The 12,377-nt window shown below is 33.4% G+C and carries 11 protein-coding genes and 1 pseudogene; 9 read left to right on the top strand and 3 right to left on the bottom strand.

Going from position 1 to position 12,377, the window contains the following annotated elements; translation table 11 throughout:
- The 9 genes from MOV50_RS06640 to MOV50_RS06600 all read left to right on the top strand — a co-directional run bounded on the left by MOV50_RS06640 (position 1) and on the right by MOV50_RS06600 (position 8,549).
- The gene (locus tag MOV50_RS06640) at positions 1–1,146 is read left to right on the top strand and encodes a cytochrome b/b6 domain-containing protein (RefSeq protein WP_321779612.1); all 1,146 of its coding nucleotides are present in this window, start codon (positions 1–3) and stop codon (positions 1,144–1,146) included.
- Between the two features lie 158 nt (positions 1,147–1,304).
- On the top strand, positions 1,305–3,725 hold the full coding sequence (locus MOV50_RS06635) for a molybdopterin-dependent oxidoreductase (protein WP_321779611.1): 2,421 nt from the start codon (positions 1,305–1,307) through the stop codon (positions 3,723–3,725).
- Positions 3,726–3,728: 3 nt separating this feature from the next.
- On the top strand, positions 3,729–4,292 hold the full coding sequence (locus MOV50_RS06630; protein ID WP_321779610.1) for a 4Fe-4S dicluster domain-containing protein: 564 nt from the start codon (positions 3,729–3,731) through the stop codon (positions 4,290–4,292).
- Positions 4,293–4,302: 10 nt separating this feature from the next.
- Positions 4,303–5,487: an NrfD/PsrC family molybdoenzyme membrane anchor subunit gene (gene nrfD, locus MOV50_RS06625; RefSeq protein WP_321779609.1), complete on the top strand. Its 1,185-nt coding sequence runs from the start codon at positions 4,303–4,305 to the stop codon at positions 5,485–5,487.
- Positions 5,487–5,900, top strand: a complete 414-nt coding sequence (locus MOV50_RS06620; RefSeq protein WP_321779608.1) for a cytochrome c — start codon at positions 5,487–5,489, stop codon at positions 5,898–5,900. The genes nrfD and MOV50_RS06620 overlap by 1 nt, the downstream gene beginning before the upstream one ends.
- Before the next feature lie 113 nt (positions 5,901–6,013).
- The gene (locus tag MOV50_RS06615; RefSeq protein ID WP_321779607.1) at positions 6,014–6,337 is read left to right on the top strand and encodes a cytochrome C; all 324 of its coding nucleotides are present in this window, start codon (positions 6,014–6,016) and stop codon (positions 6,335–6,337) included.
- An 81-nt stretch (positions 6,338–6,418) separates the two neighbouring features.
- A complete protein-coding gene (locus tag MOV50_RS06610) occupies positions 6,419–6,898 on the top strand; it encodes a hypothetical protein (protein WP_321779606.1) in 480 nt (159 codons plus the stop codon).
- Positions 6,817–8,136, top strand: coding sequence for a hypothetical protein (locus MOV50_RS06605; RefSeq protein WP_321779605.1), 1,320 nt, complete (start codon positions 6,817–6,819; stop codon positions 8,134–8,136). Before MOV50_RS06610 ends, MOV50_RS06605 begins: the two co-directional genes overlap by 82 nt.
- Positions 8,137–8,267: 131 nt before the next feature.
- The gene (locus tag MOV50_RS06600; RefSeq protein WP_321779604.1) at positions 8,268–8,549 is read left to right on the top strand and encodes a hypothetical protein; all 282 of its coding nucleotides are present in this window, start codon (positions 8,268–8,270) and stop codon (positions 8,547–8,549) included.
- On the opposite strand, the gene fliI is transcribed toward MOV50_RS06600, so the two are convergent.
- From fliI to MOV50_RS06585, 3 genes and pseudogenes are all read right to left on the bottom strand, one after another.
- On the bottom strand, positions 8,527–9,843 hold the full coding sequence (gene fliI, locus MOV50_RS06595) for a flagellar protein export ATPase FliI (RefSeq protein WP_321779603.1): 1,317 nt from the start codon (positions 9,841–9,843) through the stop codon (positions 8,527–8,529). The genes MOV50_RS06600 and fliI overlap by 23 nt on opposite strands.
- Positions 9,843–10,383, bottom strand: a pseudogene (gene folE, locus MOV50_RS06590) (GTP cyclohydrolase I FolE). Before folE ends, fliI begins: the two are co-directional and overlap by 1 nt.
- 63 nt (positions 10,384–10,446) lie before the next feature.
- On the bottom strand, positions 10,447–12,369 hold the full coding sequence (locus MOV50_RS06585; RefSeq protein ID WP_321779602.1) for a ribonuclease J: 1,923 nt from the start codon (positions 12,367–12,369) through the stop codon (positions 10,447–10,449).
- Positions 12,370–12,377: the final 8 nt, after the last annotated feature.

Raw genomic sequence — 12,377 nt, 5'->3', positions numbered from 1 at the left:
ATGAACAAAAGAAAAAATCATGTTTATGTTTGGCCCATATATAGCAGAATAATTCACTGGCTTATAGCACTTTCTTTTTCTTTTTCTTTTATCTTTTCGCTTGAAGAAAATCTCTTAAATCTTCATGTAGCCATGGGAATTATTTTTGGGCTCATGCTTTTGTATAGAATTTTATGGGGCTTTATTGGTCCTAGATATGCAAAATTTTCTACTTTCAAACTCTCTTTAGTTGAGTTAAAATCTTACTTTATTCAAAAAATACAAAATCGCTTTAGGGAGATTCCCCCAGGACATAACCCCGCCTCTAGTTGGTTTACCATCATAGTAGTATCCCTTGGCACTCTTATCTCCATTACTGGTCTTTTGCTTTTTGGTATCCAAGAAGGTAATGGTGTTCTTGGTTTTTTAAACAATCATTATTATGAGTATATGTTTATACTTTTAGATATTCATATCTACTCTTCATATATTTTACTTACTTGGGCAATTATTCATATTTTAGGTGTTTTAACGGAGCAGTTTTATCACAGAACAAATATGGTTTTTACAATGATTACGGGATATAAAAAGGCAAAAGGAGAAGATTCTCAAACAGCAACTATAAAAAAAGGTCTTACCTATGTTTTTCTTTTTATATGTTTTATGGTGTTTTTTGTATCTATATATGATAGAAATAATATCTTTGTTGCACATAAACATGAACCTTTGCTTTATGAAAAAGATAACCCTATCTACTTTAAAGAGTGTGGAGCTTGCCATAAACCTTTCCCTCCTTTTATGTTACCAACTTCATCATGGCAAAAAATACAAAATGGACTTAAAAATCATTTTGGTAGAAAAATTACAGAAAATGAAAAAAAAGAAGATCACAAAATCTCTTTGCAAAATCAAAAACTTATATTTGAATACCTAAAAAATAATAGTGCCAATAACAGTACAAGAGAAATTTCTGTAAAAGTTATAAACTCACAAGGTGCTGGAAGTGGACGAATAGCTTTTTCAAAAACAAGATATTGGAGAGAAACTCATAAAAATATAAAACGAAGTGTCTTTAAATCTGATAAAATCAAGAGTAAGTCAAACTGTTTTGCCTGTCATAAAGAGTTTGAAAAAGGGATGGTTGAAGACATAGATATCAAAAAGTAAAAAACCTTTAACTAATAGACAATTATCTATTAGTTAAAGTTATTTGTAAGATAAGTTTTATTATACTTTTGTATATGTGATTTTTTTGTGATAAAGTTACAAGATAAAGCTTTATTCACTAAGAATTATTTTTAAAATATGAATAGGAGGTATCACTTATGAAAGTAGAAGTCTCAAGAAGAAAATTTCTTCAAGGCACTGTTAGTATGAGTATCCTAGGTGCATCTGCCTTAAGTACAAATCTATTATCAAGCAATCATGCACCAAGCGTAGCATCAGGAGCAGTTTCATTTCAAAATACTAAGACAGGAACAGGAGAAAGTTATGATGTAGCTACTCTTTGTGAAATGTGTGTAAACAAATGTGCTGCATTAGCAAGAGTTGAAAATGGCATCGTTACAAAACTAAATCCCAATCCAATGTTTCCAAAATCTAAAAATATGTTATGCGCTAGAGGAAATGCTGGCATCCAAGCACTTTATGACCCTGACAGACTGAAATCTCCAATGATACGCATCGGAGAAAAAGGTGAAGGAAAATTTAAACGAGTTACATGGGATGAGGCTTACGAAGCTATCCTAAATGGAACAGATAAATTCACAGGTCTTTCGCAAATACTAGAAGAGGAAGAAGACAACCGTTCATCTTTACTTTTTTGTGCAGGTGAAGGAATGGCAGAACACACTTTTAAACAATTTTATCAAGCCTTTGGTTCTGCTAACTGGCTAAATCATGCTTCTATATGTTTACAAACCGTTGCATCTGGTTATGGTGTAACTATTGGGGCTTATCCACAAGCTGACTTAGAGAATGCAAAATATATTATTATGGCTGGAGCAAATAGAGCAGAAGCTATCATTACTCCAGACACTATGGATGCTTTTAAAAGAACTAAAGGTCGTGGAGCAAAGCTTATTTGCATCGACCCTAGATTTACAAATACTGCAGCAAAAGCAGACAAGTGGTTAGCTATAAAACCTGGAACTGATTTAGCTTTTGTTTTAGCTTTAACTTATGTAACTATTACTGAAAAACTATTTAACAAACAATATGTAAAAGATAATTTTAAAGGTTGGGACGAATACAAAGACAGTGTTCTTTCAAACAAATATACTCCTGAGTGGGCCGAGCCTCTAACGGGCATAAAAGCTAAAGATATTTACACCATCGCTAGAGAGTTTGCAGCAGCAGCTCCTCAAGCTATCTACTACCCAGGAAGAAGAAGTACCTTTGCTAAAAATGACTTTCAACTTCGCCGTGCAATGGCAATTTTTCAATCAATGCATGCAGGGATAGACACAAAAGGTGGTCTTGTTTTTGGAACTGGCTTACCACTAAAACCACACGAAGGCTTACAACCTCTTTATGAAAAAGCAAAGGCAAGAGCAATTGTAAAAATTACAGATAAAGAAGGACATGTTGGATACAGTGACTGTGCCGTTGTTTCTGGTGGTGGTTCTTGGATTGGTTGGAGAAACAGATACTTAGAGAATGTTATGCCTTATAAAGTTAGGGGTATGTTTTGCTATAAACATAATCCTATGATGAATATGCCAAATACCGCAAAAACAGCCGCGATGCTAAAGAGAATGGAGCTTGTTGTTACCATAGATACTATGCCGAGTGATACTGTAATGTACGCCGATGTTGTACTCCCTGAATGTACTTATTTGGAGAGAACTGACCCTATTAAAACATTTGGCGGAATTGAGCCATCTTTTGCTCAAAGAAACAAAGTAATAGACCCTATGTTTGAAACAAAACCCGTTATCGATATCATGCGTGGTTTAACAACTAAAATATCTAAACCTCTTTTTGAAATCAGTAAAAAATATGATGAAGAGATTCAAGAAGCAATAGAAGATGAGGGCGAAGAAGATACTTATGCTGAGTTTGATTTAACTTTACCATTTAAACATACACAAGAAGAGTTAAATCATCATACTTTGGCAATGTATATTGGAGCAGCAGAGAAACTTCATAAAGATGGTGTTTTTTATCCTAAGCAAGATAGATATTATAAACAACTCTCAGCAAATAAGTTTCAATACTATCCTGAAGCAAAAAAATACTACCAAACAAATGGTGGAAAGCCAAAAACTCCATCTGGAAAAGTTGAGTGCGTTATAGCTTCTTTTACAGCCAAAGGTATAGATGCTATGCCAATTTGGAGAGATGAGTATGAGTTTAAAGTTCCTGATGGAAAGTTTAAACTTCTAACAGGTCGTCATGCACAGTTTACTCAAAGCGGAACAGGAAATAACTCAATGCTAAGAGATTTAATGCCTGAAAACTTTATTTGGATAAACAAACGCATTGCAAAAGAGAGAGGCATAAACTTTGCAGACATGATTGAAGTTAGTTCAAAAGTTGGAAAAACTCATCTCAAAGCATACCCAACTGAAAAAATTGCTCCAAATCAAGTCTTTTTTGTTCATGGCTTTGGTCATGAAAGTGAAGCTTTAACTTGGGCATATAAAAATGGTGGTAATGATAACATGGTTATCGAAGATATTATCGAACCTGTTTATGGTGCTGCGGCAATGCATGAAACTAATGTTGAAATAAGAAAGGTGTAACTTATGGCTAGATATGGAATGGCACTTGATTACAAAAACTGTATCAACTGCAAAGCATGCGAAGTGGCATGTAAAGAAGAAAATGGCATCTTAATGGGTGCGGATAAACACAGAATTTGGGTTGGTGTAGCAGAGATTAAAGGAGAGTATCCTTTACTAGATATTACTTCAAATTCTTTTCACCCAAGTCAATGTCAGCACTGTGAGGATGCCCCTTGTCAAGATGTATGCCCAACACAAGCGACATATACTGACGAGAATGGTGTAGTTAGAGTAGATGCCCAGAAATGTATTTTATGTTCATACTGTATGAACGCTTGTCCTTATGATGCGAGATATGTAGAAGACAGAAGCATGACAGTTGATAAATGTAACTTTTGTACTGAAACTAGGTTAGCAAGAGGTGAGACTACTACTGCTTGTCAAAACACCTGTCCAACAAAAGTAAGAGTGTTTGGTGATTTAGATGATCCAGATAGTGAGATAAGTGAAGTACTCAGAACTAGAGAGCATTATACTCTCAAGCCACATCTTGGTACAAATCCAAAACTGTTTTATCTAACATAAGGAGGATATGATGAAAATAAGCAATATTATTCCAATACGAGAAGATTTTTCTTTTCGGTCACTCTTTAGTTTTGAAAAAACTCCAACAAATATATTTTTAGCTGTTTTTACGATGGCTTTACTTGCTGCCTTTGCAACTGGTGCAACAATATTTTTAACAGAGGGTCATCACTCATATAATGTAACAAGAGAACATCCATGGGGACTTTTACTAGCTGTTTATGTATTTTTTGTTGTTAGTTCAACTGGTCTTTGTATAGTTGGTTCTCTTGGTGATGTTTTTGGCTTTGAAGATTATAAGATGATTTCAAAAAGAGCTATTTTTGGCTCTATTGTCACGATACTTGCAGGTTTTGCTGTTATCATTTTTGAGATTGGTCACCCTATAACGATGGCTATATACAATGTTATAAGTCCAGGTTTAACTTCTGCTATTTGGTGGATGGGAACACTTTATGGAACTTACCTTACTTTTATGATTGTTGAGTTTTACTTTTTACTAAAAAACGACATGAAAAATGCCAAGATATTTGGACTAATTGGTCTAATGGTTGGTTTAGCAGCTCACTCTAACTTAGGTGGAGTATTTGGTTTTTTAAATGCTAGAGCTATTTCAAATGGTGTTTTTTATCCTATATACTTTATCTTAACAGCATTTATAACGGGTATATTTTTAGCTTTTATCATGTATGGTTTTAAATACAAACTAAATTTTTCCAAAAAAGCAAAAAAACTTTTAGAAGGTTTAGCAAAGATACAGGGTTTACTTATCTCAATACTAATCTTTTTAGTGATTTGGAAAATGCTAACAGACATTTATGGTGGGATGCCAACAAGAAGTGAAGTGGCGATTCATATACTAGGAAGCACAACTTTTCACCTTGAAGTACTTCTTGCTATGGTTATCCCTTTACTAGTTTTTTTAAAAGACTTTGGTAAGAGTCCTGTTCTTATGTTTTGGGCTTCAATGATAGGTATGGTTGGTATATTTTTTATGAGATACAACCTTGTTCACGATACTCAACTAAAACCACTAATGATGCTTAAAAAAACAGAGTATCAACTCGCACCTACTTGGATAGAGTATTTTCCTTCAGCATCTGAGATGCTAATCTCTGCTGGTGGGCTTGGACTTTGTATTGCAATGTATTATTTTGGTACAAAATTATTTAATCTTGATGAGGAGGTTCACTAATGAAAAACTATAAAACAGTAGTTTTAATTTTATCTTTATTTATCTTTGGCGGGTGTAGTGAAGAAAAAAAAGAACAAACTCTAACCAAACCTACTCCAAAAGTCCAAAAAATAAAGGTTATTGAAGTAAAAAAAATAAAAGAGAATGCAATAAAAAAAGAGTACACCATAGAAGAAATTTATAATACTAAATGTATAGAGTGTCACGCATCTAATGGCTCAGGAAATACTGAAAAATTAACTCCAACTATGATAGGTCAAAGTGAAGAAGAGATTAGAGATTCTTTAACAGACATAGAAGACGATAAAGGTCACATAGTTATGGAGCACAATAGAGAAAAAATTGTAGATGCTGGAATGCAATATTCTGCCAAAGATATGGCTAAGTATATGTATGAAAGATTTAATAAATAAAAAAGTTATTACTTTTTTGTTACATTTTCATTAATATAATAAATTAGTTTGATAATATATATAACTTTTATCATATATAAGATAAACTTAAATCATTAAAAGGAGATTTAAAAATGAATAAAATCGTTAAAATTATACTTGCTGCTGTTGTAATGCTTAGCATGAGTTCAGTTACATTAAGTGCTGATGTTGCTAAAGGACAAAAACTTTACCTTAAAAAATTAAAAGGTGCTTGTAATATGAATGGTGCCAAAATGGCGACTCAACACTCTCAGGGTGAATGGAAAGTTATTGGTAATGGTGCTGGTCTTGCAACTGAACTTAAAAAAATATGTCCAAGCGTAAAAGATAAAGCTTTAAAGGGTAAATATCTTCCTCATTATTATGACTTCTTTTTTGAGTATGCTAATGACAGTGGAAATGTTCCATCTTGCTAATCTAACTCTTTGAGCCACTTTGTGGCTCAATTTCTTCTTCCATTTAAGCCTCAAAACTACCTTTTTTACATATAATTTTATATGCCAATAATTAGTGACTGCTTACAAGCTCGTTCAGAGATAACATCTTTTTTAAAACTAAACAATAACTCTTTTGCTATTAGCACTAAATATCATGGAGCAAAAATCGTTGATTCTCAAAGTTGTGATATTCAGCTAAGTTTTAAAAATGCAAATCTAAATTTTAATACTACTGCAGTATGCATTTCACCAAACACCAAACTTATAGCTTTTACAAGCTCAAGGCATCTATACATTGCAAATATGTATGATAAGAAAATACTACAAACTATTGAATTAGATAAAAATACCATAAATATCTTAACCTTTGACCCAACTTCGCAATACATAATTGCAGGAAATACAGATGGTAGAGTTCTTCTTTTTAAACATAGTTCTTCAACTCAACTCTCAAGATTATGTTCTTTTCCTCATCAAAGACCAAAAACAAGAATCAAAAAAATTTTGTTAGTGCTTTTAGCTTTTACAAAAACTTACTAGCTGTTAGTGGCTATGGGGGAGCGATTTTTATTATAGATATTTCTTCTTTTGCGAACAGGACTGTACTGCTTCATTCAACAGCGGCCAAAAGAGCCTTATGCTTTTTAAATGAAAACACCATTGTAAGTGCTGATAATGATGGAAACTTACAGTTCATCTCCATAAGAGATAACACGATGATAAAAAGCTTAAACTTAGCAGTAAAAAAAATATCTCAAATTACTCTCATTCCTAAAACAAAATACTTAATTGTGAATGCAAACACTAACTTTATGATAATTATTGATTATAAAGAGCATAAAATTATTCACAACAAATATATAACATTTAAAGAAAATATCTATAAGGTTTTTGCCCTAGATGCAAGTGAATTGGTGGTCTGTTTAAAAGATAAAAACATAGTTCATGTTCAACTTCCAAGTGTAAAAAGACTAAACTCTTTAATCCTTCAAAGTGCCCTGCCCCAAGCACATGGTCTTGTTGATAGGGAGCCCATGTTAGTTAATACAAAAGAGCATAGAGCCTTAGAAAAAATCTACAATACTGCTTATAAAAATGCGGCTGAGGCACTAATAAATCAACAATTAACTATCGCAAAAGAGTTCATGGAAATCTACAACGAAGTTCCCTCAAAAAAAGAATCTATAATTCTTTTGTTTAAGTCCTTTGAGCATTACAATAGATTTAAAACTTTATATGCAGAAAAAAAACATGCTCTTGGCTTTGCGATGAGTACTAAATATCCAGCTTTAAAACTAACAAAACAGTATGCAAGTATGGAAAAAAGATGGAAAGAAACATTTACAAATGCACAAAGGCACATACTTTTAGGCAAGCCTGAATATGCAAAAGCATTATTTCAAGATTATATAACTGTTGCTTCAAAGCGTCCAATAATCGAACTTATTTTAAGACATAATTCTCTTTTTATAGAGTTTTTAAAGGCTCTTGAGAGTCAAGACTTTAAAAAAGTACATGAGATTTGTATAAAAAATTCTCTTTTTACACAGATGCCAATCTATAAAACATTATCAAACGATATAGAGAAATCAATAAAAAGAATCGAAGCCTATATAAAAAAGAACAATATTTCTTTAGCAAAAACTAGCTTATCAAAAATAGAAATGACTCCCGGATTTGATGAAAAAGTAGATCAACTTTATTCTATGTGTGATGATATGATTCAACTTCAGAAGCTTATGCAAAAAGTGATTTTTACTCTTGTTATGAACTCATAGACCTCTATGGGCATCTACGCTTTAGCGACCTTGGAGAACTTCTACAAAAACACTACTCTAAGCTAATCGATGAGTGTGAAGAATATGCTCTTAAGGGAAATATACAAAGCATCAAAGCTGTTCTTGGAGAGTTGATAACTCTAGATGCCAGAAAAGAGAAAGTTGGTGATTTACTTAGAGTAAGTTTTCAAACACAGATTAAATTCTTTTTATCCAACACTAAAACTAAGGCTGCTAAAAGCGTTATCTATAACTATATAGATATTTTTACAAAAGATGTTGAAATAATAAACTTAATGAAAGAGTATGAAGCACAAACAAACAAAAAACTAGCCATTACGCTCCCAAGCGAAGAGGTACCTTCAAGAGACGCTTGGGTAAACTCTTCTATTATATTTGATTCGCGGACATAAGAGATATAAGGTTCTCTTTTGTATCTTCAAATGGAACTTGAACATCTGAGAATTGTGACATAAACTTCTCCATATCCTCTTTTTTGTTCATCGCTTCATCAAGTTCTGAGTCTGTTCCTTTTACATAAGCACCAATGCGAATAAGCATCTCATTTTCTTTTAATAGTGTGTATAATCTTCTGTATTTCATAACGGATTCTAGATGCTCTTTACTTATAATATCATTCATTACTCTAGATGCAGAGTTTAAAATGTGAATAGGTGGATAAATTCCAAAATCTGTAAGCTCACGAGAAAGCACTATGTGTCCATCTAAAATAGAACGAGATTGGTCTGCAATAGGGTCACTCATATCATCTCCCTCTATCAAAACTGTAAAAAAGGCAGTTATAGAACCTTTTCCTTCTTCTTTTCCAGCTCTTTCCATAAGTTGAGGCAAAAGAGTTAAAGATGAAGGGGGATAACCTTTTGAAGTTGGAGGTTCTCCAAGAGCTAGACCAATTTCTCTTTGAGCCATAGCAAATCTTGTAACAGAATCCATAATGAAAAGAACATCTAGTCCTTTATCTTTAAAAAATTCAGCAACGCTCATAGCAGCAAAAGCTCCGTACTTTCTCATCAATGGAGAATCATCTGAAGTTGCGACAATAATTACAGTATTTTCTAAGTTACCTCCTAAGTTTTTTTCTATAAACTCAGGAACTTCCCTACCTCTCTCTCCTATAAGTGCAACAACTTTTATGGGAGTTTGAGCACCCCTTACAATCATTCCCATTAGAGTTGATTTTCCAACACCACTTCCAGCGAAGATGCCAAGTTTTTGCCCTTTACCACAAGTTAGAAGTCCATCTATACTCTTAACTCCAACACTAAAAACTTCATCTATCATACCTCTTTTCATTGCAGCGATAGGTGATTTTATGATTGGGGATAGACTAGATGAATTTATATTGCCTTTTCCATCTATTGGTCGCATAAATGGGTCAACTACTCTTCCGAGTAAGGCTTCTCCAACTGGAATATTCATACCTGTTTGGTCTAAAAATACTCTATCTCCAGAACAAAATCCTTCTACAAAACTAAATGGTGTTATAAAAAAAGTGGAACCATCTATCTCGGTTACCATACCTATTGTTTCTTGAGATGAAGTATTAGAAATAATTTTAACTAAATCACTAATACTGACTTTTAATCCCGTTGCAGTAATGATTGTAGCATTTATTTTGACAACCTCACCAAAAGATACTGAATAATTTTTTGAAGAAATTTTATCTTTTAGTGATTTAAAAGGCATTAATATCTTGTGCCTGTTGGGGAGTTAATGAGAGAGAAAAAATTCACTTCTTGTTTTTTGGTCTTTTTTAAATAAACCTCTAAGCGCTGAGGAAGTTGTGGTTGAGTTTATCTTCTCAACCCCACGCATCTCCATGCACATATGTCTCGCGGCAACCACGACAGCTACACCTTTTGGAGCAATAGCATCCATAATAGCATCTGCGATTTGCTCAGTAAGTTGTTCTTGAATTTGCATACGACGAGCAAAAACATTTACAACTCGCGGTATTTTTGAGAGTCCAACAACTTTACCATCAGGTATGTAAGCAACATGAACTCGCCCGATAATAGGCAAAAGATGATGTTCACAAGTTGAATAAAACTCTATATCTTTTATCAAAACCATCTCATCGTTAGAACTTGTAAAAAGTGCTTTTTCTAGTATCTCTTTTGGATTTTCTTTATATCCGCCATAGATAAACTCATATGCTTTTCTAACCCGCTGAGGAGTTTTCTCTAAGCCCTCGCGAGTTGGGTCTTCACCAACATGAGTCATCATTATTTTTACAGCGTTTTCAAACTTTGTATCATCAGAATCAAACAAGCTTATTCCTTCAAATACCTATGACACTAAAACATGAGGAACGATTAGTGGGTACTTTTTCATTTTTCTAAAGATATGTTTTCTTACGATTTGTCTAAGGTCATTTTCTAATGCTCTAGAATTTTCTATCTGTCCATCTTTTACATGAAGTAAAAAGTTTTCTAGTATATCTTCCATTTCTTTTGCAAATGCTTTATCATGCTTATCTGCGACTATACCAAATGTTGTAACTTTTGGTTTTGCTTGCATTTTACCATGTCTTGCATCTACTTGAGCAACAAGCATTACAATTCCATCAGATGCTAGTTTTTGACGGTCAAGAACTATATCATCTTCTATTTGATGATTGTTTTGATTATCAATATAAGTTTTACCTGTTTTAACAGTTTTAACTTTTCTCATATATTTTGAAGATATTTCTATCTGATCACCATCTGTCATAATCATGATGTTTCTCTCAGGAACACCACACATCATTCCTGTTTCTTTATGCGCCATTACATGGTTATACTCACCATGAACAGGTAAGAAGAACTTAGGATTTACTAAACGGAGCATAAGTTTTTGCTCAGGTATAGATGCGTGACCTGAAACATGTATATCTTTTTCTCTAGATATTGTTGCACCTGCGCGTTGAAGATGATTTAACATACCAGAGATTGAGCCTTCATTTCCAGGAATTGCACGAGAAGAAAGAACAATCAAGTCTGTTGGTTTTATTTTTATATGTCTATGCTCTCCGATTGACATTCTAAATAATGCAGAACTTGGCTCACCTTGAGAACCAGTTGTAACTATAAGAACTTCTTTATCATTTAAGTGTGCTACTTGATCAGCATCTACAAAGGCACTTTTAGGAAGTTTTACATAATCATACTGCATCGCTATCTCAATATTACGCTCCATTGAACGCCCTATCACACAGATTTTACGACCATATTTTATACCATATTGTATCGCTTGAAAAACACGATGAATGTTTGAGCTAAAAGTTGAAAGTAAAACACGACCTTGGGCTTTAGCAAAAACTCTATCCAATGCAGGGGCAACACTTAACTCTGATGGAGTTGGTAAAGGATTATAAGAGTTTGTTGAATCACTCAACAAACATAAAACACCTTTTTCTCCATAGTGAGCAAGTCTATGTAAATCAGCTGTATAGCCATCTACTGGAGTATGGTCTATTTTAAAATCACCCGTATGGATGATTGTTCCAGCTTCAGTAGTAATTGCCAAAGAAGATGAATCTAAGATAGAGTGTGTCATGTGCATCCACTCAACTTTAAAATCTTCACCTATCTCATAAATCTCTCTTTTTACAACAGGATTAAAATATTTTCTACACTCTTTTATATGATGTTCATCAAACTTATTTCCAATCATTGCTAAAGGAAGTGGAGTTGCGTATATAGGAAACTGCATCTCTTTATAAAGATACGGCATTGCACCGATATGATCTTCGTGAGCGTGAGTAATAATTACCGCTTTGATTTTATCTTTGATTTGACGAAGGTAAGTAAAATCTGGTACTAATATATCAACACCATGCATATCTTCATCTGGGAAACTCATCCCAATATCAATTAAAATCGCTTCGTTTTCTGTCTCAAGAACTGTTATATTTCCACCAATTTCACCAAGTCCACCAAGCGGAGTTACGCGAATTTTTGCTTTAGAATTTAAATCTAATTTATAGTGAGGATTTAATCTTTGCTTATGTGCTTCTTGATTTTTAACCACAAATGCTTTTATGTTTTCATCAGTTGGTGCAGGTTGTCTGCGGTGACGGTTTTTATTCTTGTTTCTATTTTGATTATTCCCATTGCCATTTGGCTTACGGCTACTATTGTTACTTGGTCTTCTATTGTTGTTGTTATTTGTATTTGGTTTACGGTCCGATTGAGGTTTAGTTTCTTGTGCCTCTTGTTTTTCTTCAGCCATCCAAACTC

This window comes from Sulfurimonas sp. (genome assembly GCF_029027585.1).
GTDB lineage: Bacteria > Campylobacterota > Campylobacteria > Campylobacterales > Sulfurimonadaceae > Sulfurimonas.
The sequence above is the reverse complement of the archived record's forward strand: the minus strand, read 5'-3'. Positions and strand labels throughout refer to the sequence as shown.

Coding starts and splice junctions, on each gene's coding strand:
- MOV50_RS06640 (WP_321779612.1), top strand. CDS start 1: ATGAACAAAAGAAAAAATCATGTTTATGTTTGGCCCATATATAGCAGA.
- MOV50_RS06635 (WP_321779611.1), top strand. CDS start 1,305: ATGAAAGTAGAAGTCTCAAGAAGAAAATTTCTTCAAGGCACTGTTAGT.
- MOV50_RS06630 (WP_321779610.1), top strand. CDS start 3,729: ATGGCTAGATATGGAATGGCACTTGATTACAAAAACTGTATCAACTGC.
- nrfD (WP_321779609.1), top strand. CDS start 4,303: ATGAAAATAAGCAATATTATTCCAATACGAGAAGATTTTTCTTTTCGG.
- MOV50_RS06620 (WP_321779608.1), top strand. CDS start 5,487: ATGAAAAACTATAAAACAGTAGTTTTAATTTTATCTTTATTTATCTTT.
- MOV50_RS06615 (WP_321779607.1), top strand. CDS start 6,014: ATGAATAAAATCGTTAAAATTATACTTGCTGCTGTTGTAATGCTTAGC.
- MOV50_RS06610 (WP_321779606.1), top strand. CDS start 6,419: ATGCCAATAATTAGTGACTGCTTACAAGCTCGTTCAGAGATAACATCT.
- MOV50_RS06605 (WP_321779605.1), top strand. CDS start 6,817: ATGTTCTTTTCCTCATCAAAGACCAAAAACAAGAATCAAAAAAATTTT.
- fliI (WP_321779603.1), bottom strand. CDS start 9,843: ATGCCTTTTAAATCACTAAAAGATAAAATTTCTTCAAAAAATTATTCA.
- MOV50_RS06585 (WP_321779602.1), bottom strand. CDS start 12,369: ATGGCTGAAGAAAAACAAGAGGCACAAGAAACTAAACCTCAATCGGAC.